Origin of the sequence: Microbacterium sp. 2FI (genome assembly GCF_005502885.1) — a bacterium.
Lineage (GTDB): Bacteria > Actinomycetota > Actinomycetes > Actinomycetales > Microbacteriaceae > Microbacterium.
The window spans coordinates 1-25,591 of the sequence record NZ_SCMR01000032.1; the positions used below are offsets into that span (position 1 = coordinate 1).

General features: G+C 70.4%; 28 protein-coding genes. 16 read left to right on the forward strand and 12 right to left on the reverse strand.

The genetic code is table 11. The annotated features are described in order from the left end of the window. Positions 1-72: 72 nt before the first annotated feature. Positions 73-954 (reverse strand): formyltetrahydrofolate deformylase, encoded by an 882-nt coding sequence (gene purU / locus FFS15_RS17675; protein WP_137846370.1) that lies wholly within the window; start codon positions 952-954, stop codon positions 73-75. A 122-nt stretch (positions 955-1,076) separates the two neighbouring features. Between purU and FFS15_RS17680 the strand changes: the two genes are divergently transcribed. Continuing rightward, positions 1,077-1,946, forward strand: coding sequence for a PaaX family transcriptional regulator C-terminal domain-containing protein (locus FFS15_RS17680; protein WP_137846371.1), 870 nt, complete (start codon positions 1,077-1,079; stop codon positions 1,944-1,946). A 23-nt stretch (positions 1,947-1,969) separates the two neighbouring features. Here the strand turns inward: FFS15_RS17680 and FFS15_RS17685 are convergent, their stop codons facing one another. From FFS15_RS17685 to FFS15_RS17710, 6 genes are all read right to left on the reverse strand, one after another. Continuing rightward, a complete protein-coding gene (locus FFS15_RS17685; RefSeq protein WP_137846372.1) occupies positions 1,970-3,475 on the reverse strand; it encodes a long-chain fatty acid--CoA ligase in 1,506 nt (501 codons plus the stop codon). 45 nt (positions 3,476-3,520) lie between these two features. Further along, a complete protein-coding gene (locus FFS15_RS17690; RefSeq protein ID WP_137846373.1) occupies positions 3,521-3,973 on the reverse strand; it encodes a MaoC family dehydratase in 453 nt (150 codons plus the stop codon). 16 nt (positions 3,974-3,989) lie between these two features. Further along, the gene (locus tag FFS15_RS17695) at positions 3,990-4,883 is read right to left on the reverse strand and encodes an amidohydrolase family protein (RefSeq protein WP_137846374.1); all 894 of its coding nucleotides are present in this window, start codon (positions 4,881-4,883) and stop codon (positions 3,990-3,992) included. A 13-nt stretch (positions 4,884-4,896) separates the two neighbouring features. Beyond that, a complete protein-coding gene (locus tag FFS15_RS17700; RefSeq protein WP_137846375.1) occupies positions 4,897-5,826 on the reverse strand; it encodes an SDR family NAD(P)-dependent oxidoreductase in 930 nt (309 codons plus the stop codon). Positions 5,827-5,954: 128 nt separating this feature from the next. Further along, positions 5,955-7,139 carry a 4-hydroxybenzoate 3-monooxygenase gene (locus tag FFS15_RS17705; RefSeq protein WP_137846376.1) on the reverse strand — a complete coding sequence of 395 codons (1,185 nt, stop codon included), beginning with the start codon at positions 7,137-7,139 and terminating at the stop codon, positions 5,955-5,957. 223 nt (positions 7,140-7,362) lie between these two features. After that, entirely contained in the window at positions 7,363-8,115 is a 753-nt protein-coding gene (locus FFS15_RS17710) for an IclR family transcriptional regulator (RefSeq protein WP_137846377.1), read from the reverse strand. A gap of 105 nt (positions 8,116-8,220) precedes the next feature. Here FFS15_RS17710 and pcaH point away from each other — a divergent pair, with 105 nt between their 5' ends. Genes pcaH through FFS15_RS17740 form a run of 6 tightly spaced genes read left to right on the forward strand, consistent with a single transcriptional unit; the run spans position 8,221 to position 13,171 of the window. Continuing rightward, positions 8,221-9,045 (forward strand): protocatechuate 3,4-dioxygenase subunit beta, encoded by an 825-nt coding sequence (gene pcaH, locus FFS15_RS17715; protein WP_137846378.1) that lies wholly within the window; start codon positions 8,221-8,223, stop codon positions 9,043-9,045. Then, positions 9,042-9,602 carry a protocatechuate 3,4-dioxygenase subunit alpha gene (pcaG, locus tag FFS15_RS17720; protein WP_137846379.1) on the forward strand — a complete coding sequence of 187 codons (561 nt, stop codon included), beginning with the start codon at positions 9,042-9,044 and terminating at the stop codon, positions 9,600-9,602. Before pcaH ends, pcaG begins: the two co-directional genes overlap by 4 nt. Beyond that, complete coding sequence (locus tag FFS15_RS17725) at positions 9,592-10,968, forward strand: lyase family protein (RefSeq protein ID WP_249354204.1); 1,377 nt, start codon at positions 9,592-9,594, stop codon at positions 10,966-10,968. Before pcaG ends, FFS15_RS17725 begins: the two co-directional genes overlap by 11 nt. Next, a complete protein-coding gene (locus tag FFS15_RS17730) occupies positions 10,965-11,744 on the forward strand; it encodes an alpha/beta fold hydrolase (protein ID WP_137846380.1) in 780 nt (259 codons plus the stop codon). The genes FFS15_RS17725 and FFS15_RS17730 overlap by 4 nt, the downstream gene beginning before the upstream one ends. Then, positions 11,741-12,160 (forward strand): 4-carboxymuconolactone decarboxylase, encoded by a 420-nt coding sequence (gene pcaC / locus FFS15_RS17735; protein WP_137846381.1) that lies wholly within the window; start codon positions 11,741-11,743, stop codon positions 12,158-12,160. Before FFS15_RS17730 ends, pcaC begins: the two co-directional genes overlap by 4 nt. Before the next feature lie 9 nt (positions 12,161-12,169). Beyond that, positions 12,170-13,171, forward strand: coding sequence for an acyl-CoA thioesterase (locus FFS15_RS17740; RefSeq protein ID WP_249354207.1), 1,002 nt, complete (start codon positions 12,170-12,172; stop codon positions 13,169-13,171). Between the two features lie 31 nt (positions 13,172-13,202). On the opposite strand, the gene FFS15_RS17745 is transcribed toward FFS15_RS17740, so the two are convergent. Both FFS15_RS17745 and FFS15_RS17750 read right to left on the reverse strand, forming a co-directional pair. Beyond that, entirely contained in the window at positions 13,203-13,628 is a 426-nt protein-coding gene (locus FFS15_RS17745) for a type II toxin-antitoxin system VapC family toxin (protein ID WP_137846382.1), read from the reverse strand. Next, positions 13,628-13,891, reverse strand: coding sequence for an AbrB/MazE/SpoVT family DNA-binding domain-containing protein (locus FFS15_RS17750; protein WP_249354210.1), 264 nt, complete (start codon positions 13,889-13,891; stop codon positions 13,628-13,630). Before FFS15_RS17750 ends, FFS15_RS17745 begins: the two co-directional genes overlap by 1 nt. Positions 13,892-14,025: 134 nt before the next feature. Between FFS15_RS17750 and FFS15_RS17755 the strand changes: the two genes are divergently transcribed. From FFS15_RS17755 to FFS15_RS17780, 6 genes are read left to right on the forward strand one after another with little or no spacing between them, the layout of a single operon-like run. Continuing rightward, positions 14,026-14,778 (forward strand): 3-oxoacid CoA-transferase subunit A, encoded by a 753-nt coding sequence (locus tag FFS15_RS17755; RefSeq protein WP_137846383.1) that lies wholly within the window; start codon positions 14,026-14,028, stop codon positions 14,776-14,778. Beyond that, positions 14,775-15,452 carry a 3-oxoacid CoA-transferase subunit B gene (locus FFS15_RS17760; RefSeq protein WP_137846384.1) on the forward strand — a complete coding sequence of 226 codons (678 nt, stop codon included), beginning with the start codon at positions 14,775-14,777 and terminating at the stop codon, positions 15,450-15,452. Before FFS15_RS17755 ends, FFS15_RS17760 begins: the two co-directional genes overlap by 4 nt. A 1-nt stretch (position 15,453) precedes the next feature. Then, a complete protein-coding gene (locus tag FFS15_RS17765; RefSeq protein WP_137846385.1) occupies positions 15,454-16,623 on the forward strand; it encodes a thiolase family protein in 1,170 nt (389 codons plus the stop codon). A gap of 41 nt (positions 16,624-16,664) precedes the next feature. Then, a complete protein-coding gene (locus FFS15_RS17770; RefSeq protein WP_137846386.1) occupies positions 16,665-16,955 on the forward strand; it encodes a type II toxin-antitoxin system VapB family antitoxin in 291 nt (96 codons plus the stop codon). Continuing rightward, positions 16,952-17,356: a type II toxin-antitoxin system VapC family toxin gene (locus FFS15_RS17775; RefSeq protein WP_137846387.1), complete on the forward strand. Its 405-nt coding sequence runs from the start codon at positions 16,952-16,954 to the stop codon at positions 17,354-17,356. Before FFS15_RS17770 ends, FFS15_RS17775 begins: the two co-directional genes overlap by 4 nt. Further along, a complete protein-coding gene (locus FFS15_RS17780; protein WP_137846402.1) occupies positions 17,356-18,129 on the forward strand; it encodes an IclR family transcriptional regulator C-terminal domain-containing protein in 774 nt (257 codons plus the stop codon). Before FFS15_RS17775 ends, FFS15_RS17780 begins: the two co-directional genes overlap by 1 nt. A gap of 186 nt (positions 18,130-18,315) precedes the next feature. On the opposite strand, the gene FFS15_RS17785 is transcribed toward FFS15_RS17780, so the two are convergent. Next, positions 18,316-19,518, reverse strand: a complete 1,203-nt coding sequence (locus FFS15_RS17785) for a S8 family peptidase (RefSeq protein ID WP_137846388.1) — start codon at positions 19,516-19,518, stop codon at positions 18,316-18,318. A 146-nt stretch (positions 19,519-19,664) separates the two neighbouring features. Between FFS15_RS17785 and FFS15_RS17790 the strand changes: the two genes are divergently transcribed. Beyond that, entirely contained in the window at positions 19,665-20,486 is an 822-nt protein-coding gene (locus tag FFS15_RS17790) for a hypothetical protein (RefSeq protein WP_137846389.1), read from the forward strand. Between the two features lie 46 nt (positions 20,487-20,532). Here FFS15_RS17790 and FFS15_RS17795 read toward each other — a convergent pair whose 3' ends face one another. Beyond that, a complete protein-coding gene (locus tag FFS15_RS17795) occupies positions 20,533-22,056 on the reverse strand; it encodes a peptide MFS transporter (RefSeq protein ID WP_137846390.1) in 1,524 nt (507 codons plus the stop codon). Positions 22,057-22,105: 49 nt separating this feature from the next. Here FFS15_RS17795 and FFS15_RS17800 point away from each other — a divergent pair, with 49 nt between their 5' ends. Further along, positions 22,106-23,359 carry an FAD-dependent oxidoreductase gene (locus FFS15_RS17800; protein ID WP_249354213.1) on the forward strand — a complete coding sequence of 418 codons (1,254 nt, stop codon included), beginning with the start codon at positions 22,106-22,108 and terminating at the stop codon, positions 23,357-23,359. A gap of 15 nt (positions 23,360-23,374) precedes the next feature. Here FFS15_RS17800 and FFS15_RS17805 read toward each other — a convergent pair whose 3' ends face one another. After that, positions 23,375-24,778 (reverse strand): MFS transporter, encoded by a 1,404-nt coding sequence (locus tag FFS15_RS17805; RefSeq protein ID WP_137846392.1) that lies wholly within the window; start codon positions 24,776-24,778, stop codon positions 23,375-23,377. 95 nt (positions 24,779-24,873) lie between these two features. On the opposite strand from FFS15_RS17805, the gene FFS15_RS17810 reads away from it, so the two are divergent. Then, a complete protein-coding gene (locus tag FFS15_RS17810) occupies positions 24,874-25,587 on the forward strand; it encodes a GNAT family N-acetyltransferase (protein ID WP_137846393.1) in 714 nt (237 codons plus the stop codon). The last annotated feature ends 4 nt before the right edge of the window (positions 25,588-25,591 follow it).

Here is a 25,591-nt window from a genome sequence, read left to right on the forward strand (position 1 = left end):
CCCCCACCCCCAACCCCCCAGTCTCGCGGTCAGGGTGAGCGTCGGGAACCAGGGAGCGCCGGGAACCGGGGCTCAGAAGACGATCGTGTGGTTGCCGTGGCGGATGACGCGGTCTTCCGCATGCCACAGCACCGCGCGCGAGAGCACCTGACGCTCGACGTCGGCGCCGCGGCGCGCGAGCTCGGCAGTGGTGTCGGCGTGGGTCACCCGGATCGTGTCCTGGTCGATGATCGGGCCCTCGTCGAGGTCGTCGGTGACGTAGTGCGAGGTCGCTCCGATGAGCTTGACACCGCGCTCTTTCGCCTTCTTGTACGGCTCGGCGCCGATGAAGGCGGGCAGGAACGAGTGGTGGATGTTGATGACGGGCACCCCGAGCTTCTCGAGGAAGTCGGCTGACAGGATCTGCATGTAGCGGGCGAGCACGACGAAGTCGACGTTGCCGGCGAGCAGCTTCAGGATCTCGGCCTCGGACGCGCTCTTGTCAGGGCCGGTGACGCCGGGCACATGGAAGAACGGCACGCCGAACGAGCGCACGTCGTCGGCGGCGGTGGTGTGGTTCGAGATCACCATCGGGATCGTCACGGGCAGATCGCCCCGGCGGTGCCGCCATAGGAGGTCGAGCAGGCAGTGGTCCTGCTTCGACGCGAGGATGGCCATGCGCTTGGGCACCGACTGGTCTGTGAGTGTCCACTCCAGGTCGAAGCCCGCGAGGGTCGCGGCGATCTCGGCCTCGATCGCCGGCCGGTCTGCGGCGAAGTCGGGGCGGTGGAAGACCACGCGCTGGAAGTACGCGCCGCCGCGCGGGTCGTCGGAGTACTGGTCGAACTGCACGATGTTGCCGCCGATGCGCGTGATCATCGCCGAGACCGCCGCCACGATCCCCGGCTTGTCGCTGCCGTGGACGATGAGGCAGGCGTGGTCGGGATGCAGGTGGGGTGAGACGGGCGCGGCCATGTGTCGATTCTGCCGTGTGATGCGGGATGCCGATTGCCGCAGGCGTCGATACGGGGTAGTCGTGGCTGGATCTCCAGCTGACCTGAGCCTCGGCGGCCGGGCCGCGGTGGCATGATGGGCGTGTGTCAGGCCAGGCCGGTGGAACCGGCGCCCCGCTGCGACGGGTCTCGCCCGCACGTCAGGTCCTGACGCTCTTCGGCGACTACTGGGGGGATGCCGACGAGCCGATGCCCTCGGGCGCCCTCGTCGCAGCCCTCGGCGACCTCGGAGTCAAAGAGGCGGCGGCGCGAGCGACGCTGACCCGCCTCACCCGCCTCGAGCTGCTGGTCTCGGATCGCGTCGGCCGCCGCACGACCCACCGTCTCTCGCCGCGGGCGGCCGAGATCGTCGCCGAGGAGGCGGCGTGGCTCGACTCGTTCGGCTCGGCCGAGCCGCGCTGGGACGGCCTGTGGAGTGTGCTCGCGTTCTCGATTCCCGAGTCGCGCCGCGATGTGAGGCACAGCGCACGGTCGCGCCTGAAATGGCTGGGCTACGCCCCGCTCTACGACGGCGTGTGGATCTCGCCGCTCGATACCGTGGCCGAGGCTATGGCAGAGCTGCGGGAGCTGGGAGTCGCCGACCTCACCTCGATGCGTGCGAGCGTCGAGACGTCGACCCCCGACGGGCCGCGGTCGGCGTGGGACCTCGACGAGGCGCGTCGCGAGTACGACGCCTTCGCGTCGGAGCTGGCCGAATCCCGGGGCGAGGCCGGACCGCTCGCGCTCGCGGAGCGCTCGCGGCTCATGCTCGGCTGGCAGCGCTTCCGTGGCCTCGACGCGGGTCTGCCACGCGAGGTGCTCCCCGAGGGATGGCCCCGGGTGGCGGTGCGCGCCGAGTTCGCGCGGCGCTACGACGACCTGGGTCCGGATGCCGAGGAGCGGATGCGCGCGCACGTCGGAGCGATCGCGCCGGAGCTGGTCGGAGCGATCACGCAGCGACGGCTCTCCGTCTGACGCGCACCACGGCGAGCTCGGTTTCAGGTGTCAGCGGCGAACCGGGCGCGCAGTTCGGCCTTTCGCACCTTGCCGCTTGCGGTGCGGGGGAGCTCGTCCACGATCACCACGCGCTGGGGCAGCTTGAACCGGGCGAGGTGCCCGTCGAGGTGCGCGCGCACCGTCGCGGTGTCGATCGCGGCGCCCGCCTGCACGGTCACCACCGCCCACGGCACCTCGCCCCAGCGGTCGTCGGGCATGCCGATGACGGCGACGCCCGTGACCCCCGCGATGTCGTTGATGAGGTTCTCGACCTCGGCGGGGTAGATGTTCTCGCCGCCTGAGATGATCATGTCTTTGAGCCGGTCGGCGATGTGCAGGTAGCCGTCGGCGTCGAGGTAGCCGAGGTCGCCGGTGCGGAACCAGCCGTCGTCGGTGAAGGCTTCAGCGGTCGCGTCGGCGAGCCCGCGATAGCCGAGAAAGACGTTCGGACCGATGATCTCGATCTCGCCCACGACGCCGGCAGGCGCTTCGGCTCCGCCTTGGCCCGCGACCCGCACGTCTGTGAAGAAGTGGGGGAGACCGACGCTCCCCTGCTTCGCGCGCGTCATCGTGGGGGCGAGGGAGGTCGCGCCGGGCGCGGTCTCGGTCATGCCGTAGCCCTGCGAGAACGACAGCCCGCGCTCCTCGTACTCGTTGAGAATGCGGTCGGGAACGGCCGAGCCGCCGCACGTGAGCTTGCGCAGAGTCGAGAGGTCGGTCGCCGCCCATTCCGGGTGGTCGGCCATCATCTGGTACGTGGTGGGCACGCCCGAGAGCATCGTCACGGCGTGCCGCTCGATCTGCGCGAGAGCACGCCCCGGCTCGAAGCCGGGCTCGAGCACCATCGTCGCGCCCTTGAGGATGACCGGGAGCGCCCCCATGCCGAGCGAGGCGACGTGGAAGAGCGGCGAGATCATCAGGGCGATGTCGGCCGAGACCACGTCGTAGTCGATGATGCAGTTCAGAGCCACCCACGTGAGGTTGCCGTGCGTGAGGATCGCGCCCTTGGCGCGACCCGTCGTCCCCGACGTGTAGATGATCGCCGCAGGGTCGTCGGCGCTCACCGGTGTCGCCTCGGTGTCGGGGATGGCGGCCGCGACGAGTCCGTCGAGCCCGCCCGGCCCGCGCGTCGGCAGGGCTGGCACGCCGGGGGCCGCGGCGCCGATCCGATCAGCCGCCTCGGGGTCGTGGACGACGATGCGGGCGCCCGAGTCGGTGAGCACATGCGCGATCTCAGGAGGTGCCAGCCGCGTGTTGACCGGTATGAAGACGGCGCCGAGGTGCGCCGCGGCGAACATCACCTCGAGGAAGCTCGGACTGTTCTCGCCGAAGAACGCCACCGCATCGCCGCGGCCGACGCCCTGCGCGCGCAGGACCGCAGCCGTGCGCGCGGCGGCATCCGCGAACTCGCCGTAGGTGATGACCTCGTCGCCGAAGATCAGCGCCGGCTTGTCAGGGTTCTTGAGGCGGCGGCGCGGGAGCCACCGGCCGATTCCTTCGTCGCGCAATGCCCTCTCCTTCGAGTGACTCGCGTGGTCAGAGTGTCGAGCGGGTCAGGCGTAGAACCGGTACAGACCGCGCGCGACGACCGCGGGCTTGGTCGCGCCCTCGATCTCGATCGTCTGGTCGACGGCGAACTGATAGCCGCCGGGCACCTCGGTCACCTCGGCGATCACGGCCCCGCCGCGAACCCGCGAGCCGACCTTCACGGGCGACACGAAGCGCACCTTGTCGAGGCCGTAGTTCACCTTGGTGCCGACGCCCGTGACGTCGAAGAGCTCGGTCCAGAAATTCACCGTGAGCGACAGCGTCAGGAAGCCGTGCGCGATCGGCGCGCCGAACGGGCCGCCAGCAGCGCGGGCGGGGTCGACGTGGATCCACTGCTGGTCGTCGGTGGCGTCGGCGAAGAGCTGGATGCGGTCCTGCGTCACCTCGAGCCATTCGGTGAATCCGAGGTCGGTGCCGGCGAGTCCTGCGGCGTCTGCGTAATCGACGATCGTGGTCATGGTGTCTCCTTGGTGGTCAGCGGATGTCTGGGGCAAGGCCGAGCAGCCGCGCGGCGTTGTGCTTGAGGATGCCGGGCATCACGGCGTCGGCGAGGTCGGTGTGCCCGGCGTCGCGCAGCCACCGGTCGGGGGTGAGCAGGGGGAAGTCCGAGCCGAACAGCACGCGGTCCTTGAGGATCGAGTTGGCGTACCGCACGAGCTCTGCGGGGAAGTACTTCGGGCTCCAGCCCGAGAGGTCGATCCAGGTGTTGACCTTGTGGGTCGCCACCGACAGCGCCTCGTCCTGCCACGGCACCGAGGGGTGGGCCATGATGATCTGCAGCTCGGGGAAGTCTGCGGCGACGGGATCGAGCAGCATCGGGTTCGAGAGCCCGAGTCGCAGGCCCCTCCCGCCCGGGATGCCGGCGCCGATCCCGGTCTGGCCGGTGTGGAAGAGGGCGGGGATGCCGGCATCCCGAATCACCTCGTAGAGCGCGTAGCGGCGCTCATCACCCGGGTCGAAGCTCTGCACCGTCGGGTGGAACTTGAATCCGCGCACCCCGTGGTCGTCGACGAGTCGCCGCGCCTCGTCGACGCAGGTGGGGCTGTGCGGGTCGACCGAGCCGAACGGGATGAGCACGTCGGCGTGCTGCGCGGCCCCCTCGGCGATCTCGGCGCTCGAGATCGCCGGGTGCCCGAGCGTGGTGTGCGCATCGACCGTGAAGACCACGGCTGCCATGCGGCGCTCGCGGTAATACTCCGCGATGGAATCGAGCGCGGGGCGCGGGCCGTCGGCACGGAAGTAGCGGCTCGCCGCCGCGACGAGGTCGTCGGGGAGCGAGTGGTGGCCGTGGGCGTCGATCTCGACGTGCACGTGCATGTCGATGGCCTCGAGGGCATCGACGTCGATGCGGGATTCGTAGCGGGGCATCAGGTCTCCGGGGCTAGGGCTTCGGGCGCTCGAGCTCGGGCGGCAGCGGCGGGAAGCTCTCGCCCACGCTCTGGCGGTGGGCTGCGACGACCTCGTCGAACTCGTCGGCGAGCGCGTCGGCGGTCCACCCGCCCTCGCGGTACGACGTGGAGACGGGCTCGGGGTGCGACCACACCTGGATGCGGTCACCGCCGATGCCGATGGCCTGGCCGGTCACGCCGGCCGCAGCATCCGACGCGAGGTGGGCGATGAGCCCGCCCACGTCCTCGGCCGTGCCGAAGCCGAGGTCGTGACGGAAGAACGCCGGCATCGGCTCGCCGGCTTCGTCGGCCTCGACCGCCGCGGCGAAGTAGGGGACGGTGGCGGTCATCGCGGTCGCTGCGACCGGGATCACCGCGTTTGCGGTGATGCCGCCACGCGCGAGTTCGAGCGCCCACGTGCGGACCATGCCCACGATGCCGGCCTTGGCTGCCGCGTAGTTGGTCTGGCCGAAGGTGCCGCGCTGCCCGGTCGGCGAGCCGATGCAGATGATGCGCCCGCCCTCGCCCTGCTCGCGCATCTGCAGCACCGCTTCGCGCACGCACGTGAACGTGCCGCGCAGGTGCACGCCGATGACGGTGTCGAAGTCATCGTCGCTCATCTTCCAGAGCACGGTGTCGCGCAGCACCCCCGCGTTCGTGACGAGGATGTCGAGGCGCCCGAACTCCGCCACGGCGGTCTGCACGAGCAGCTGCGCCGTCGCGGTGGGGCCGACGGGAGCGGTCACGGCGACTGCCCTGCCTCCGTCCGCGGTGATCGTGGTCACGGCCGCATCGGCGACCTCGCGATCGACGTCGTTCACGACGACGGCGGCGCCCTGCCGGGCGAGTTCCTTCGCGTAGGCGAGCCCGAGACCCCGGCCCGAGCCGGTGACGATGGCGACCTTGCCTTCGAGTGCTGACATCTTCGTACGCTCCTTCGGTGTGCCCATCATGGGGCCACATCGCCCATTCTTCACTATTCCTGTGACGATCGTCACCAATACGTTGATAATTGAAAGTTCGCCGGCCTCGTCGCCGAGCGCGACTCCCCTCAGCCTGCGGAAGCGAGCGGCCAGCCGGTATAGGCCTCGGCGAGGTAGGTGCGGCCGGCCTCCGACTCGACGACCGAGCGCAGCTCGCCGAGTTGGCGCAGCCGATCGAACTCCGTCGCCTCGGGCACGGTGTGCAGCATCGAGGTCATCCACCACGAGAAGTGCTGCGCCTTCCAGATGCGCTGCCGGGCACGGTCGGCCCAGCCGTCGATGAGCGACTCGTCGCCGTGGTTGAGCAGGCTGTCGAGCGCACGCGCGAGCAGGATCACGTCGGCGACGGCGAGGTTCATGCCCTTCGCTCCCGTCGGCGGCACGGTGTGCGCGGCATCCCCGACGATCGCGACGCGGCCGCGGCGCAGCTCGTGCGCGACGAAGCTGCGGAACCGCAGCACGTCGCGCTTGATGATCGGACCCTCGGTGAGCGTCGTGCCGGGAACGCGCCGCTTCAGCGTGTCCCAGATCTCGGAATCCGAGAGCGCATCCGGGTCCGCCTCGGGGTCGCATTGGAAGTACATGCGCTGCACGGTCTTGGACCGCTGGCTGATGAGCGCGAACCCGTCGGGCGAGTTCGAGTAGATGAGCTCGTCTGCGCTCGGGGCCGCTTCGCACAGGATGCCGAACCACGCGAACGGGTACTCGCGGAAGTAGCCGCCCGTGTGCGAGCCGGTCACGGCCACGCGCACGTTCGAGCGCGAGCCGTCTGCCCCGACCACGAAGTCGGCCTCGATCTCGACCGGTGCGCCGGTGGCGTCGACGCCGACGACGCCGGGGCGCGAGGAATCGGCATCCAGAACCTCGTCGATCGTGATGCCGAAACGCAGGTCCTGACCCGCGGCGAGCCGCGCGGCGATGAGGTCTTTCAGGGCCTCGTGCTGGGGGTAGAGCCAGACGCTGCGGCCGACGAGGCCCGGAAAGTCGATGCGGTGCCCGTGACCGTCGAAGCGCAGTTCGATGCCGTCGTGGCGGGTGCCGACGCTGTGCACGCGGGACCCGGGGATCTCGGCGAGGAGGTCGACCGTGCCCTGCTCGAGGATGCCGGCGCGGATCGTCGTCTCGATCTCTTCGCGCGAACGCTGGTCGACGACGATCGAGTCGATGCCGGCGCCCGCGAGCAGGTGCGACAGCAGGAGCCCGGCGGGCCCCGCGCCGACGATCGCGACCTGCGTGCGGAGGGGGGTGGTCATGGCGTCTCCTTCGACGGCGTCGTGCGGTGCTTCCTACGCCTCAGTGTCCGCCGGGCCGCCCGTACCTGGCCCGATGTTCCCGTTGAACGGGACTCCCCGCCCGCACCGGATCGCGAGTGCACGGGCTGCCTCCGAGCGCACGGCTTCGCCGCGCAGGTCGGCCGTGCACTCGGCGAGAGGTCGTGCGCTCGCGGGAAGAAAGGGGGGAGAAGGGGGGATGCTGCTAGCCGCGGAAGCCGAGGGCCCGCTCGATCTCGCGCTTGCCGTTGTGCAGTTCCACCAGAGCGGGCGCGGTGGGGGCATCGCGGCGCAGCACCACCGACAGCGCGGCGGCGACAGCGCCGGTCTCGTCGCGCACCGGCACGGCGACGCCCGTCGACACCGTCTCGATGAAGCCGGGGGCTATCGCGTGGCCGAGGGTGCGCACTTCGGCGAGCTTGCGGCGGAGAGCGGCGGCATCCGTGATCGTCTCGCGCGTGAGGGCTGTGAGCGGGGCGGCGAGGATGCGCTCCTGCAGGTCGTGGTCGCCGAAGGCGAGCAGCACGAGTCCCGACGACGAGGCGTGCAGCGGCAGTCGACCGGCGACCCGCGTGACATTGGAGCCCGACTGCGGTCCGCTCAGCCTCTCCAGGAAGAGCGCCTCGTCCTGCTCGAGGATCGCCAGCTGCGTGTGCTCGCGCACACTCGCCTGCACCCGTTCCATCGCCGGCATCGCCGCCTGACGCAGTCGCAGCGCCTGCGACGAGCGCGTCGCCAGCTCCCAGAGCCGCATGCCGATGCGGATGCGGCGGTCGTCGTCGCGCTCGAGGAGCCCGGCATCCACCAGTTCGCCGACGATCCGATGCGCGCTCGAGCCCGGGAGCCCCGCACGCCGGCCGATCTCGGCAGCCGTCTGCACCGTGCGGGTGGGGGTGAAGGTCTCGAGCACCCGCACGAGGCGATCCGTGACGGAGTCTCCCGAGGACGAGTTGGCCATGGCGTCATCCTGGCACGACTCCCATTGGGTGGGAATCGGCACCCTCGGCTCGAAACCGAGCGGGACGATGGACGAGCCCCACCGTTCGTGTCGAGGGAGACACCCATGTCCGACCCGCAGGCGCTCCAGGCTGCCGCCCCCGAATCGCTCCTCGCACCCGCCGTGCAGGTGTCGCAGGACGAGATCACCGCCGAGATCGTCGCGATCCATGCCGAGGCCGAGCGGCGCCTCGCCGCCGGAGAGAACGTGCCCGCGACGCTCTACGACTTCCCGCCGTACCGCTCGAGCATCCTTCGGCATCCGACGAAGAACCCGAAACTCGTCGACCCCGAGACGATCGAGCTGTTCTCGCCGGCGTTCGGTCAGCGCGACGTCGCCGCGATCGAGTCAGACCTGACGCTCCAGCACACCGGCGAGCCGCAGGGCGAGCGCATCACGGTGCAGGGGCGTCTGCTCGATTCGTGGGGGAGGCCGCTGCGCAATCAGCTGATCGAGTTGTGGCAGGCCAACGCCGCAGGCCGCTACATCCACCAGCGCGACCAGCATCCGGCGCCGCTCGACCCGAACTTCACCGGCGCCGGGCGCGCGATCACCGACGACGACGGCGTGTACCGCTTCACGACGATCAAGCCGGGCGCCTACCCCTGGAAGAACCACGTCAACGCGTGGCGACCGGCGCACATCCACTTCTCGGTGTTCGGCTCGTCGTTCACGCAGCGGATCGTGACGCAGATGTACTTCCCGGGTGATCCGCTGTTCCCCCTCGATCCGATCTACAACACCATCCGCAGCCAGAAGGACCGCGACCGGCTCATCGGCCTCTACGACCACGACCTCACGGTGCCCGAGTTCTCGATGGGGTATCGCTTCGACATCGTGGTCGACGGCCCCGACGCGACGTGGTTCGAGCCCGAAGGAGCAGGCGCATGAGCGTTCCCGCCAAGACCCATGAGCCGACCCCCGGGCAGACGGTCGGGCCGTTCTTCGCCTACGGGGTCGAGTACCCGAAGATGCACCAGGTCGCCTTCCCCCACTCGGCGGGCGCGATCGTGCTGGGCGGCGCGGTGTTCGACGGCGACGGCAATCCGATCCCCGACGCGATCCTCGAGATCTGGCAGGCAGACGCCGACGGTTCGATTCCGCGTGCGCGGGGCTCGTTCCGCCGCGACGACCACACCTTCACCGGGTTCGGCCGCACGTTCACGAACGACGAGGGGCATTGGGAGTTCTGGACCCGCAACCCCGGCGCCGCCGCGGACAAGGCGCCGTTCATCGCGCTGATCGTCTACGCCCGGGGCCTGCCGAACAAGCTCCACACGCGCATCTATCTGCCCGACGACGACGCGCTCCTCGTCGCCGACCCGCTGCTGTCGTCGCTCGCCGAGGGCGACCGCGCTACTCTCATCGCAACGCGCACGCCCGACGGCGGACTCCACTTCGACGTCCGCCTGCAGGGCGAGAAGGAGACCGTGTTCCTTGCCTTCTGACCGCTCCGGCTTCGACGTCGGGCTGCTCTCGCCCGTGACGGTCGGGTTCGACGACCTCGTCGCCGACGCCGCGGTCGCGGACGCGCTGGTGCAGGTCGAGATCGCCCTGACGCGTGCGTGGGTCGAGTCCGGTGCCGCGCCCGCGGAGACGGCGGACGCGATCGCGGCGGCGCTGGGCGAGGGGACGGATGCCGGCATCTCGCGCGTCGTCGACCTCGACCCGCTCGCGGCGGCGGCTGTCGCCGGCGGCAACCCGGTGATCCCGCTCGTGCCGCTGCTGCGCGCGGCCGTGCCCCCAGCGCACCGCGCATGGGTGCATCGCGGGGCGACCAGCCAGGACATCCTCGACTCGGCGATGATGCTCGTCGCGCGTAACACCGCGCGACAGATTGTGGAGGCGATGACGGATGCCGAGCGGCACCTCACCGCCTTCGCCCGCACGCACCGCGACACGGTCGCCGCCGCCCGCACGCTCGGCCAGCACGCCGTGCCCACGACGCTGGGGCTCCGCGCGGCGACGTGGCTCGCCGGCATCCGTCGCGCGCGGATGCGGCTGGAGCACGTTGCGGCGGGGCTGCCGGCCCAGCTGGGAGGCGCGGCCGGCACTCTCGCAGCCTTCGTCGAGACGGCGACGCGCGAGCTCGGCGACGCCGCCGGACACCAGGCAGTCGAGCGCCTGCCGGCGCTCTTCGCCGCTGGCCTCAGGCTCGCGGTGCCCGACGCGCCGTGGCACACGACGCGCTGGCCGGTGACCGAGCTCGGAGACGCACTGGTGCAGGCGATCGATGCCGCCGGTGTCGTCGGGACGGACGTCGCGACGGGATCGCGCACCGAGATCGGCGAGCTCTCCGAGAGCGCCGCCGGCGGGTCGTCGGCGATGCCGCAGAAGCAGAATCCCGCGGCATCCGTCCTCATCCGCTCCGCCGCGGTCCGCGCACCGCACCTCGGCGCGACCCTCCACACGGCCGCAGCTCTCGCCGGAGACGAGCGCCCCGACGGCGCGTGGCATGCCGAGTGGCAGACGCTGCGGGAACTCCTGCGGCTCGCGCTCGGCGCGTCCGGCACGCTCGCGCGGCTGGTCGCGGGGCTTCAGGTCGACACCGACGCGGTCGCGCGGAACCTCGGCGCAACACGCGGCCTCATCGTCGCCGAACGCCTGTCGGCCGCGCTCGGCGGTCTCGTCGGCGCCGATCGGCTCGCCGGAATCATCGCGCAGGCCGGGGCCGGGGGCGATCTGCGAGCGCTCCTGCAGGCCGAGCCCGAGCTCGCCGGCCTCGATCTCGACGACCTGCTCGATCCCGCTCGCTACACAGGGCTCGCCGGTCACCTCGTCGACCGTCTCGCGCCCGCGCCGGAGGAGTCGTGAGCGTTCCGCGCATCGCGCTCACCCCGGCGGTCGGCCCGGCCGGTGCTCCGCTCGTCGTACTCGGGCCGTCGCTCGGCACCTCGACGATCCTGTGGGAGAACGTCACGCCGGCTCTCGCCGAGCGCTTCCGCGTCACGGCGTGGGATCTCCCAGGCCACGGTGCGTCGCCGGCCGCCGGCGACTCCTTCACCGTCGCCGATCTGGCCGATGCCGTCGCCCGGGCGGTGCGCGATACGGGCGAGGAGCGCGTTCTCTACGCCGGCGTCTCGCTCGGCGGCGCGACCGGGCTGGAGCTCGCGCTGCGGCATGCCGATCTCGTGCAAAGCGCCGCCATCCTCGCCTCCGGAGCGCAGCTCGGGGATCCCACCGCGTGGCACGAGCGTGCCGCTCTCGTGCGCGCGCAGTCGACGTCGGCGCTCGTCATCCCCTCGGCCGAGCGCTGGTTCGCCCCCGGGTCGGTGGCCCGCGAGCCCGACCTTTCGGGGCGCCTGCTGCATGCCCTGCGCGACGCGGATGCCGACAGCTATGCGCGGTGCTGCGAGGCGCTCGCCGAGTACGACGTGCGCGATCTGCTGGGCGGGATCGGGATGCCGGCGCTCGCACTCTGGGGCGAGCACGACCGGGTCGCCCCCGAGGCCAAGGCCGTCGAGATCGCCGCGGGCGTACGCGACGGGCGCGCGGCCATGATCGCGGATGCCGCCCACCTTCCGCCCGCCGAGCAGCCGGCAGCGGTGGCCGCTGTGCTGGCGGCGTTCTTCGAGGAGACGACCCGATGAGCCGTGACGACAACCTGACCGACGACGAGCGGCACGCGCGAGGCATGGCGGTGCGGCGCGAGGTGCTCTCCGATGCGCATGTCGACCGCGCGATCGCGGGCACGACCGCGCTCACCGACGACTTCCAGGACTTCATCACACGGGTGGCCTGGGGGGATGTGTGGTCGCGGCCCGGGCTCGATCGGCGCTCGCGGTCGGTCGCCGTGCTGACCTCGCTCATCGCCCACGGGCATCACGAAGAGCTCGCGATGCACCTGCGCGCGGCGCTGCGCAACGGCCTCACCGTCGCCGAGATCCGTGAGGTGATCCTGCAGTCGGCGATCTACTCAGGCGTCCCCGCCGCCAACACCGCCTTCCGCATCGCGAACGATGTGCTGAACGACGCCCCTGAGGGCTCCGACGGCCGCGAGCCCTAGGCTGACGCCGTGAGCACCGACGCCGCCGCCCGGACGACCCCCGACAACCGCGTGGTGCTGCGGTTCCTCGCGACCCCGGCCGACACCGCCGCGGGTGGCCGGTCGGTCGCCGCCGGCAGCGTCATGGAGTGGATCGACAAGGCCGGCTACGCCTGCGCGGTCGGCTGGACGGGCGCGTACTGCGTGACGGCGTACGTCGGCAACGTGCGGCACCGCCGCCCCATCCCGCCCGACTCGCTCATCGAGGTGCAGGCGCGGATCGTGCACACCGGGCGCACCAGCATGCACGTCGTCGTGACGGTCTCGTCGGCGCCGGTCAGCACGCGCGCCTACACGCCGGCAACCACGTGCGTGCTGATCTTCGTCGCGAAGGGCACCGACGGTCTGCCTGCCCCGGTGCCGGCGTGGACGCCGGTGTCGCGCTCCGATCGCAAGCTCGCCGACGCGGCCCTGGATCGCATGGCGGCGCGCGCCGAGATCAAGCGGCTCATGCTCGACGAGGAGTACTCCGACGACTCGGCCGCGCCGCGCACGACCCTCCGCTTCCTCGTGCCGCCCGGTGTGGTGAACTTCGGCGGCAAGGCGCACGGCGGCACCGTAATGCGCTGGATCGACGAGGCCGCCTACGCGTGCGCGGTCGGGTGGGCGGGAGCTTCGCCCCTGGCCGATCACGCCATCGGGGTGTACTCCGGCGGCATCCATTTCCTCGCCCCGGTGCGCATCGGCGAGGTCGTCGAGGTCGACGCGCGCATCATCCTGACCGGACCCCACAGCATGCACGTCTCGACCCGGGTCTCGACCGCAGACCCGCGTACGCCGACCGTGCTGACGGTGGCGACCCAGTGCCTGAGCGTCTTCGTGGTTCCGGGCGCCGACGGCGTCGCGCTGCCGGTGCCGCCGTGGCAGCCGATACTCGCCGAAGACGTGCGCCTGCACCAGCACGCGCGCGAGATCATCGCGCTGCGCGAACAGATCGTGCCGCTGGCGGCATCCCTCACCCTCGAGCCGTAGGGGCGCGCCCGCCGCCCGCCGCCCGCCGCCGTCAGGCGGGGCTGAGGAGTCGCCAGCCCAGGGCCTCGGCGGCATGCCGGTCGAAGGTCACCGTCTCGTCGACGCCGAAGACCTCGCTGCTCGCGTGGATCAGCGCGTCGGCGAAGTCGGCACCCTCTTCGGCGAGGGTGAGCGCACGCACCACGGTCTCGCCGTCTTCGAACTCGAGCACCTCGGTCTCGACGAGGCTGCGGATGACCGCGAGGCACTCGTGCTTCTCGAAGCGATAGCGCCGCGACAGCACCCATGCGATCTCCGCGAGAGTCACCTGCGTCACGAAGCCGGGTGCCGCGGGCGTCAGGGCCTCGACGAATCGCGCGGCGAGCGCATACTGCGGCTCGTCGTCGCGAACGAGATATCGCAGCAGCACGTTGGTGTCGATGCCGGTGAGCCGCGCGTCGAGTCCGAGGACCGCCATCAGTGATCCAGCCCGCGCATGCCGCTCTCGGCGCCACCCTCGGCGATCGCGTCATTGATCTCGTCGATGGTGAGCGCCGGACGGTCGGGATCGTAGAGCATTCCCGCGAGATCTTCGACGCGGCCGGTCCGTGCGATGAGTCGATATTGCCCGCTTCGCAGCTTCACGAACATCACCTTCGAACCGGCGACGAGGTTCAGGTCGTCACGCACTTCCTTGGGGACCGTGATCTGGCCCTTGCTCGTCATCGTCGCGGTGGCCATGGTGATTCCTTTCTCTGTCCAGTGAAGCTTACTGGTGAGCCTCTCGTAAGGAGACGGCATCCGTGAGTCAACGCCTGCTAAGGTGTGCGTATTGCGTATCTCTGTGCGCACAGCGAACACGCGAGGGAGCGAACGTGATCGACAAAACGGTGACGGATGCCGCGGCCGCCGTCGACGGCATCCGCGACGGCTCGACCGTGATGATGGGCGGGTTCGGTCGTGCCGGGCAGCCGGTCGAGCTGATCGACGCCCTCATCGCGCAGGGCGCGGGCGACCTCACCATCGTCGCCAACAATGCCGGCAACGGCGACACCGGACTCGCGGCCCTGCTGGCGGCCGGCCGGGTGCGCAAGATCATCTGCTCGTTTCCGCGCCAGCACGACTCGTGGGTGTTCGACCGCCTGTACCGGGCGGGCGAGATCGACCTCGAGATCGTGCCGCAGGGCAACCTCGCCGAGCGCATCCGCGCTGCGGGCGCCGGCATCGGCGCGTTCTTCTCGCCGACCGGGGTCGGCACCGAGCTCGCCGAGGGCAAGGAGCACCGCACGATCGACGGCCGCGCATACGTGCTCGAGTATCCGATCCGCGCTGACGTCGCGCTCGTGAGCGCGCTGAAGGCCGACCGCTGGGGCAACCTCGTCTACCGCGAGACGGCGCGCAACTTCGGGCCGATCATGGCGTCGGCAGCGACGACGACGATCGTGCAGGTCGACGAGGTCGTGCCTCTCGGCTCGCTCGACCCCGAGGCGGTCGTCACACCGGGCATCTTCGTCGACCGGGTCGTCGCCGTGGGCGAGCGGCTGTGGCTCGAAGACGGCGCGTTCGTCGGGGGAGTCGACCTCGAGGGACGTCCGGTCGAATCTGCGTCGAAGGAGGCAGGCCAGTGAGCACCCGCATCAGCCGCGAAGACCTCGCCGCGCGCATCGCCGCCGACATCCCCGAGGGTGCGTACGTCAATCTCGGCATCGGCGCGCCGACCCTCGTCGCCGATTACCTGCCCGAGGGGCTCGAGATCATCCTGCACACCGAGAACGGGCTGCTCGGCATGGGGCCGGCACCGGATGCCGCGCACGTCGACCCCGATCTCATCAACGCCGGCAAGCAGGCCGTCACCGCGCTCGCCGGAGCCGCGTACTTCCACCACGCCGACTCGTTCGCGATGATGCGCGGCGGCCACCTCGACGTCTGCGTGCTCGGCGCGTTCCAGGTGTCGCAGGCGGGAGATCTCGCGAACTGGTCGACGGGGGCGCCGGGCGCGATCCCCGCGGTCGGCGGCGCGATGGATCTCGCGATCGGCGCCAAGGCGGTCTACGTCATGACCGACCTGCTCGCGAAGGACGGCTCGTCCAAGCTGGTCGCAGCGTGCACATACCCGCTCACCGGTGTCGGCTGCGTCACCCGCGTCTACACCGACCATGCCGTTTTCGATGTGACCCGCGACGGCTTCGCCGTCCGCGAGGCGTTCGGTGGCAACACGGTCGAGTCCCTCGCTGAGCTCACCGGACTCACGCTCACATCGGTCGTTGAGCGAGGGCAGCGAGACGAAACGCAGGAGGCCTGAGATGCCCGCATCCTTCATCTACGACGCCGTCCGCACTCCGTTCGGGCGTGCCGGCGGTGCGCTGTCGGCGGTGCGGCCCGACGATCTCGCCGCCGTCGTGATGCGCTCCATCGTCGAGCGCACCGGGCTCGACCCGGCGCGCATCGAAGACGTCATCTTCGGTGACGCCAACCAGGCCGGGGAGGACAACCGCAACGTCGCGCGGTTCGGGGCGCTGCTGGCGGGCTTCCCGACGAGCGTGACCGGTGTCACGGTCAACCGACTGTGTGCGTCGTCGGTCGAGGCGGTGGTCCAGGCATCACGTGCGATCGAGGCGGGGGATGCCCAGGTCGTCCTCGCCGGCGGTGTCGAGTCGATGAGCCGCGCGCCGTACGTCGTCGAGAAGTCGGCGAAGCCGTGGCCGGCCGTCGGCAACCAGACGATGTGGAACACCGCGATCGGGTGGCGGATGACGAACCCGGCGCTGCCGAAGCACTGGACGATCTCGAATGGCGAGTCGGCCGAGAAGATCGCCCGCGAGTGGGGCATCACGCGTGACCAGCAGGACGCGTTCGCCGTGCGCTCGCACCGGCTCGCGGCCGAGGCATGGGATGCCGGCGTCTACGACACCGAGATCGTGCCCGTGCCGGGGGTCGAGTTGGGGCGCGATGAGGGCATCCGCCCCGACACGTCGCTCGACAAGCTCGCGGGGCTGAAGGCGCTGTTCGCGGTGGACGGCACGGTCACCGCCGGCAACTCCTCGTCGATCAACGACGGGGCATCGGCCGTGCTCGTGGGCGCAGAGGGGGTGCTCGACGCCGAGCCGCTCGCCCGCATCATCTCGCGCGCGGCGCACGGCGTCGACCCGGATCAGTTCCCGATCGCCCCGATCGAGGCCGCGAACAAGGCTCTCGTCCGCGCGGGGCTCACGTGGGCAGATGTCGACCTCGTCGAGCTGAACGAGGCGTTCGCGTCGCAGTCGCTCGCGTGCCTCGCCGGATGGCCGGACCTCGATCCCGACAAGCTCAACATCCACGGCGGTGCGCTCGCGATCGGGCACCCGCTGGGCGCGTCGGGCGGACGCATCATCGGCCACGCCGCGCACGAGCTGAAGCGCCGCGGCGGCGGGGTCGCGGTGGCGGCGATCTGCATCGGCGTGGGGCAGGGGCTCGCTGTTGTCCTGCGGCGGTAGACATCTACCATTCGACTTCTACCGTGGGTAGAATCGCGGCCGTGAGTCTTAACATCAAGAACGAGCGCACGCACGCTCTCGTCCGCGAGCTCGCCGCGCTCACGGGGATGAGCCAGACGAGTGCGGTGGAGGATGCCGTGCGGCGGCGGCTGGAGGCGCTGCGGTCCGACCGTCAGCCGGCGGGGCGCTTCACCGAAGCCGAACTCGCGATGCGCAAGGCGGAGATCCGACGGATCGTCGCCGACCTCCACGCCGAGACCACGCCCGAGCAGTGGGCGGCGTTCGACCGCGCCGAGGACGATCTCTACGACGAACTCGGATTGCCGAAGTGATCGTCGACACCTCCGCGCTCGTCGCGATCCTCAAGCGCGAAGCAGGTCACGAGCAGGTACTCGATGCGCTGCTGTCCGACGACGCGAGCATCTCGGCAGCGACGCTGGTCGAGACCAGGGTCGTCGTCGGAAGCACTCTCGGCGTGGCGGGTCGACGACGACTTGAATCATTGCTGACTCAAGCGGCCGTTCGGGTGGTTGCGTTCGACGAGGAGCAGGCACAGGTGGCTGCCGACGCATACCGTGACTTCGGCAGGGGCGCGACGCATCCTGCCAAGCTCAATCTCGGCGACACCTTCAGCTATGCACTTGCGTTCATCTCCGGTGAGCCACTCCTCTATGTCGGGAATGACTTCGCTCGCACGGATCTGCGGTCAGCGCTCGAGGAGTTCGACACGTGATGGACGGTGCGGCGGCATCCGGCGACTTCGTCCAGTCCCTCGCGCGGGGGCTCGCGGTCATCCGGGCGTTCGACGCCGAGCATGCCGAGCTGACCCTCAGCGACGTCGCGCGCCGCGCCGACATGACCCGCGCGGCGGCACGACGGTTTCTCCTGACCCTCGAGTCGTTGGGATACGTGGCCTCCGATGCGCGGGTGTTCCGCCTCACCCCGCGCGTGCTCGAGCTCGGCTTCAGCTATCTGTCGTCGCTGTCGCTCCCCGAGATCGTGCAGCCGCATCTCGAAGCCCTGTCGCGTGAGGTCGATGAGAGCGTGTCGGCGGCCGTGCTCGACGGGGTCGATGTCGTCTACGTCGCGCGCGTCCCCACTCGGCGGATCATGAGCGTGCGCATCACGATCGGCACGCGATTCCCGGCGTATGCGACGAGCATGGGCCGGGTGCTGCTGGCGGGGCTGGGGGAGGGCGAGGCGGATGCCGCGCTCGCGGCATCCGATCTCTCGCCCCTCACCGAGCGCACGATCACCGAGCCCGCGGCGCTCCGATCCGAGCTCGACCGCGTGCGCGCACAGGGCTGGTCGCTCGTCGACGGCGAGCTCGAGCCGGGGCTGCGCTCGATCGCGGCGCCGCTGCACGGCCGCGACGGGCGAGTGGTCGCCGCCCTCAACGTGTCGACGAGCGCGACGCGCGACTCGGTCGAGCACGTGCGCGAGGCGTATCTCGGACCGCTGCTGCAGACGGCGGCCGCGATCGACGCCGAGCTGCGGCTGGTGTGACGGGCCCGTCGTGCCCTCGAGTGAGGTCGACCACCGGATCGCAGCCACTCGAGCCGCGGCATCCCGGAACACATGCACCCTCGAAGCCTGCCCGCTCCAGTTCTTCGCGCATCATCTCGAGGTAGCCGTTGGGTTCGGCGCCAGTGAAGCTGTAGCGGGTGACGACGTGCTGGCCTCACCGCCGCTTCAGAAGCCCCGAACGTTCAGCAGCGGCTCGTGCGTCGCGTCGGGGTCGCCGGACCAGTCCGCGGTCCCGGCCGAGACGAGCGCCGCGCGCACCTGCACAGGTGTCGCTTCGGGGTGGGTCGAGAGGTAGAGGGCGGCAGCACCGGCGACGTGCGGGCTCGCCATCGAGGTTCCCGAGATCGACCGGTACCCGCCGCCGCGCCACGTCGAATTGACGCACATGCCGGGAGCGGTCATGTCGACATCGGCGCCGTAGTTGGAGAAGTTCGCGAAGGTGTCGTCGTACCCGGTCTGGCAGGTCGGGGTGCCCACACCCCCCGACTTGCCGTCGAAGTCGGTGATCGCCGAGACGGCGATCACCTCGTCGAAGGTCGCGGGGACGAAGTTCGACGCGTCGGATGCCGCATTGCCGGCCGCGACGACGTAGGTGACCCCCGCCGCGGTCGATCGGCAGATGGCGGCGCGGAGCCCCTTGTCGGCACATGATCCGTCAGTGCCGCCGCCGCCGAGGCTCATGTTCGCGACCTCGATGGTCGCGGCACGCGCGGTGACCCAGTCGATCCCGCAGATGATCGACGACCACGAACCGCTGCCGTTCGCATCGAGAACGCGCACCGCCCACAGCCGCGCACCCGGAGCGACGCCCACGACGCCGACGCTGTTGTCCTTCGCCGCGGCGGTTCCGGCCACATGCGTGCCGTGGCCGTTGAGATCGTTGTACGAGTTGTTGCCCTTGATGCAGTTCACCCCGCCGACCACGTTGAGATCGCGGTGCTTGGGGTCGATGCCGGTGTCGAGGATCGCGATGTCGACGTCGACGGCGCCGCGGCCGTCGCCTGCCGCGGCGGAACTCTCATCGGCGCCCACGCGGTCGATTCCCGGCGGCAGCGCCTGCGCCGTCATCCGCACCTCCTGGTCGGGGATGACCGCTGCCACCCGCGGGTCGGCGGCGAGCGTGCGCGCCGCAGCCGGAGTCATCGATGCCGCATAGCCCTTGAGGGCATGGCGGTAGACATGCGTGACGGCGGCTCCACGCGAACGCGCATGATCGGCGGCGACCGCTGCGGGGTCGGCGCTCGCGACCATCGTCACGATGTACTTCTCGGTCGGTGGCGCCGCGGTCGCGGTCGCGACCGGAGCCAGTGCGAAGGCGAGCGCCGCCGCCGCCGTGAACGAGAGAACGATGATCCGCTTGCTGCGCATGGGCTCTTCCCCTATTCCGCCGGCCACCCACCGGCGACTGAGCGCTAGCGTAGACCCGCGATTCGCGCCACACTACTGGCAGTCGATCAGCATCGCTCCCGTCGGGCAGGCAGAGGGATCGGCCACGACGACAAAGGGGTGGTTCGATGAAGGTCTCACAACGTCTCTCGATGGTGGCGGTCGCAGCCCTTGCGATCGTGATGGTCACCGGTGGCCCGGCACAGGCCGCGACGCCGAGCAACGACACCTTCGGGGGAGCGGAGCCGATAGCGGGGCTTCCCTTCGCCACCACGCTGGATACGAGCGATGCGACCACCGACGCCGACGACGCCGAGTTGAACGCGACCTGCGGTGCTCCCGCGATGGATGCGAGCGTCTGGTACACCTTCACGCCGACGACCGACGGGGCCTACCTCGCTGACGCCTCCGCCTCGGACTACGGTGCGGGCGTGTTCGTGGCCACCGGTGCCCCGGGCAGCTTCGAAGTGCTGGCGTGCGGCCCCGGTGGCGGCGCATGGGAGGCGCTTGCCGGAGTGACCTACTCGATCATCGTGATCGATGACCAGGCGGACGGCGGCGGCAACGGCGGCCTCATGTCGCTGACGGTCGACGTCGCACCCCCGCCCCCGGCGCTCGAGGTGACGGTCGACTCGACCGCACGCTTCGACTCCAAGACCGGATCGGCGATCCTCTCGGGAACCATGATGTGCGGCGAGGACGCCGAGTTCGGGTTCCTGGATGCCCAGCTCACGCAGCGGGTCGGCCGTCTGCTGATCCGGGGCTACGGGGCGATCGAGGTCGAGTGCGACGGAACGGTCCGACCGTGGACCATGGAGGTGCTCGGCGACAACGGGCTCTTCAAGGGCGGCAAGTCGGCCACCGTCACCTTCGCCGCCGCGTGCGGCATGGTGTTCTGCTCGGAGTACTTCGACGAGTCCACGATCCAGCTGAAGGGCAGCAAGCGCTGAACTAGCGAACGCCACTCAATGGGGCTCCGCCCCACACCCCCGGGTGCTACCGCACGCCCGACATCAACTTCAGAACCGGCTTCACCGACAACAGGAGCCCGGCGCCCACGATGATCGCGAGACCGCCGAGGATCGAGAAGTAGGGCACCTCGTTGTCCACGTCGTAGAACTGGGCGAGCCAGCCCGAGATCGAGGTGCCGAGGGCGACCGAGAGGAAGAACAGCGCGACCATCTGCGTGTGGAAGCGCTCGGGCGCGAGCTTGGTCGCCACCGACAGCCCGACGGGCGAGACGAGCAGCTCGGCGATCGTGAACACCAGCAGGATGCCGACCAGCGCGATCAGCGGCGTCGAGTTGGGTCCGCCCCCGGCGAAGGGCAGGAACAGCAGGAACGCAATGCCCATGATGATCGTGCCGAGGCCGAACTTCACGGGCGTCGAGGGCTGCCGCGTGCCGAGCTTGGTCCACAGCGCCGCGAACACGCCCGACAGGATGATGATGAACACCGGGTTGATCGACTGCACCCAGTCGGGCGGCATCGTCCACCCGAAGATCGTGCGGTCGAGCTTCTGCTCGGCGTACACCGGAACGACCGTGAACTGCTGCTGATACAGCGACCAGAACGCCACGCTCGTGATGAACAGCGGAATGAAGCCGAACACCCGCGAGCGCTCGATCCGCGTGATCGCCTTGCTCGAGAGGATGACGCCGAAGTACGCCACGGCCGCGATCACCGTCGCGGTCGCCACCACCACCGACAGGTTGTCCGCGGTGATGACGCCCAGGAACACCAGGGCGAGGATGACCGCGACACCGACGACGGCCACACCGATCGCGATGCCGTAGCGCTTTCGCGGCAGCGGGTTCGGAACCCGGCTCGCCTCGGCGGGGAGCGAGCGACGCCCGAACGCATACTGGGTGAGTCCGAGCGCCATGCCCACGGCGGCTGCGCCGAACGCCCAGTGGAACCCGTAGTTGACGCGCAGGAAGCCCGTGATGATGGGCCCTGCGAAGGCGCCGAGGTTGATTCCCAGATAGAAGAGGGAGAAGCCGGCGTCGCGACGGGGGTCATCCGCCGTGTACAGCGTCCCCACGACCGAGGTCGCGTTGGCCTTGAGTCCGCCGCTGCCGAGCGCCACGAGAATGAGGCCGACGATCACGCCGCCGAACCCCGGGATCAGCGCGAGCGCGATGTGCCCGGTCATGATGACGATCGCGCTGTAGAACAGCGTGCGTTCCGACCCGAGCAGTCGGTCCGCGATCCACGCGCCGAGCACCGTCGCGAGGTACACCGACCCGCCGTACGCGCCGATGATCCCGACCGCGGTGGTCTGCGGCAGTCCGAGACCGCCCTCGGACACCGAGAAGTAGAGGTAGTAGGTCATCGCGACCTGCATGCCGTAGAAGCTGAATCGCTCCCACGCCTCGACGCCGAAGATGTGGATCAGAGCCCACGGCTGTCCGAAGAATCGCGTGTCACTGTCGCCGGACGCGCCCGCAGGGGCTGATGTCGCCGCCCCGGTTGAGGCCGGATCCGCGGCTGCTGCCGCAGGCGTGAGGTCGTCGCTCATGGCGTCAGGCTATATGCGGTGCCGCGCCCGATGCGATAAGCACGTGACCATGCGCATCGCGGTCGTCGGAGGAGGAGCGGCCGGTCTCGCGTGCGCGTGGCTGCTCGAAGAGCACCACGAGGTCACGCTCTTCGAGAAGGACGAGCGTCTCGGCGGACACGCCCACACCATCGAGATCGAGGCTCACGGCCGCTCGCTGCGGGTCGACGCCGGCTTCCAGTTCTTCGCGCCCGGCGGGGTGTATCCGACGTTCAACCGGCTCCTCGACGAGCTCGCCGTCGAGAGGCGGTCGTACCCGGCGACGCTCACGCTGTTCCGCCGCGAAGACGCGCGCTCCCTCGTCATGCCGCCGATGCGCGGCGCGCGCCCCGCCTGGTCGTCGCTGACGCCGAGGGCGATCGCCGACCTCATCCGATTCCGGCGCTTCCTCGGCGGCATCCCCGCCTTCCTCGCGAGGCACGACACCGCACTCACGATCGCGGAGTACCTCGAACGCGAGCGGATGCCGCGATCCTTCGTCGACGCCGTGCTCCTGCCGATCATGCAGGCGTTCTGGTGCGTGGAGCCGGCCCAGTTCCGCCGCTTCGCCGCCTACAACGCCCTGTACTACCTCGGCGCGAACCTGCCGCGCGGGCTGCGACCGCCGGTGCAGAGCGAGATCCTCGGCGGCACGGGCGCGTACGTCGACGCGCTCGTCGCGACGCTCGGCGGCACCCGCATCCGGCAGGGTCGCCCGGTGCTCGGCATGACGCAGGACGCCACCGGATTCTCGATCGACACGGGCGACGGGTCACGGGCATCCTTCGACCGTGTCATCCTCGCGACCAGCGCGCGCGAGGCGCACCGGCTGGTCTCGCCGAATCCGCTGCTCGCACCGATCGCGCGCGAACTCGGTCGCTTCGAGTACTTCGACACGACGATCGCGATCCACGGCGACCGCACGCTCATGCCCCGGAGTCCCCGCGACTGGTCGGTGGTCAACGTGCGGTGGAACGACACGCACAGCGCCCTGTCGGTGTGGAACCCGCGAGCGGGGCTTCCGGTCTTCAAGAGCTGGGTCAGCTTCGACGAGCGGCTTCCCGAGCCGCTGTACGCCGTCGCGCGCTACGAGCACGGCGCGATCACGCCGGAGTACTTCGACGCGCAGCGCCGCCTCGCGCCTCTCCAGGGGTCCCACGGGCTGTGGGTCGCAGGGCTCTACGCCGCCGACGCCGATTCGCACGAGAGCGCGCTGCGCTCGGCGGTCGCCGTCGCGCGCGAGCTCGCGCCCGGCTCGCACCGGCTGCGCATCATCGACGACTGACGAGCCCCGGCGCTCTCATTCGGGGAGCGACGGATGCTGCTCCTGCGGTGCCCGTTTGGCGGGGATGAACAGCCCGATGACGAGAGCGACGATCGCCGCCGCGCCGCCGAGGATGAGCGACAGGGTGAAGCCCGCCGTCGTCGGCACCGGCACGCCTTCGAAGTCGACCGACGACGTGGCCAGCACCGCGCCGATCACAGCGGCGGCGGTCGAGGTGCCGAGTGAGCGGAACAGCGCGTTCAGGCCGTTCGACGCGCCCGTCTCGCTCTGCGGCACCGAGCGCATGATGAGCATCGGCATCGAGGCGTAGCCGAAGCCGATGCCCGCGCCGATGAGGATGTTCGCCACGAGGATGTGCCACACCTCCGACGAGAACAGCAGCGTGAAGCCGTACGCCGCGATGAGCGAGATCGCACCCAGCAGCAGCAGGAGCTTCGGACCGGTGCGGGTCGCGATGCGCCCGGCCACCGGCGAGAGCAGCATCATCACGATGCCCGAGGGCATCACGATGAGGCTCGCCGCCAGCAGCGACAGCCCGAACCCGGCACCGGTGGCGACCGGCAGCTCGAGCATCTGCGGATACACGACGTTCGACGCGAACAGCGAGAACCCCATCGCGATCGAGGCGATGTTCGTCAGCAGCACCGCGGGGCGCGCGGCGACGCGCAGGTCGAGCAGCGGCTCGGCGATGCGCAGCTCGTACCAGCCCCAGACCAGCAGCACCACGAGCCCGCCGAGGCCGAAGGCGAGCACCGGCGGCGATCCCCAGCCCCACTCGTTCCCGCGCGAGATCGCCAGCAGAATGCCGACGAGTCCGACCGCGAGCCCCGCGGCACCGACGTAGTCGAAGCGCCCGGCCGTGCGCAGCACGCTCACCGGGATGATCCACACGACGAGCGCGAAGACGACGATCCCGAGCCCGGCGGCGATCCAGAAGAGCACGTGCCAGTCGCTGCGCTCGGTCACCAGCGCGCTGATCGGCAGCCCGAGCGCGCCGCCGACACCGAGCGTTGCGCTCATGAACGCGATCGCCGAGTCGACGCGATCCTCATGGAGCACATCGCGCATGATCGAGATGCCCAGCGGCACGACGCCGACGATGGCCCCCTGCAGCGTCCGCCCGACGATGATCCCGATGATCCCGGGCGACAGTGCCGCGATCACCGAGCCCAGCACCATGATGCTCACCAGCACCAGCACGATCCGTCGCTTGCCGTACATGTCGCCGAGGCGGCCCGAGATCGGCGTGATGACGGCGGCCGCCAGCAGCGTCGAGGTGACGACCCACGCGGTGTCTTCGCGACTCGCGTTCAGGAGCTCGGGCAGCTTCGACTGGATCGGCACCATGAGCGTGAACATGAACGACGAGCACAGGCCCGCGGTCGCCAGCACCGCGATGATCGCGCCTTGGCTCGGCATCCGGGTGAGTCGTCTTCGCGCGTCCTCATCCCGTGTACCCATCGGTTCAGGCTATCGGCGTTCGCGTGGGCCGGGCTCGGGAGTACCGTGAACGCATGGCCGACATCCAGGCGCCGCCGGGCATCAGCATCCGTCCCCTCGACACCGTCGACGAGGTCTTCCGCGCCTCCGAGGTGCTGGCCGAGGTGTGGGGCGGCGACCGCGGCGGGATGCCGCCGAACCTGCTGCGCGCGATCGCGCATTCGGGCAACTACGCCGTCGGGCTGTACCAGGGCGAGCGGATGGTGGGCGCCTCGGTCGCGTTCTTCGCCGAGCCCGGCGCGCGGTCGATGCACAGCCACATCACCGGGGTGCTGCCGGGCCTGCAGAGCCGCGGACTCGGCCGCGCCCTCAAGCAGCACCAGCGAGAGTGGGCGCTCGCGCGCGAGGTCGGCCACATCACGTGGACCTTCGATCCGCTCGTGGCGCGCAACGCCCACTTCAATCTGCGGGTGCTCGGCACCCGCGTGACCGAGTACCTCGTGAACCACTACGGACCCATGGACGACGGCGTGAACCGCGGCGACGAGACCGACCGCATCATGGTGTCGTGGGCGCTGGCCGCGCCACCGGTCCCGACACCCGCGGACGATCGCGTGGTCGCCTCGGTCGCGGTGCCGCACGACATCGAGGCGATGCGGCAGACCGCGGGGACGGATGCCGTGGCCTGGCGACTCCGCGTGCGCGAGGGGATCCTGACGCACCTCGCCGACGGTCTCGCGATCGGGGGCTTCGACGACGAACGCGGGTACCTGTTCGTGCGGCCGTAGGCTC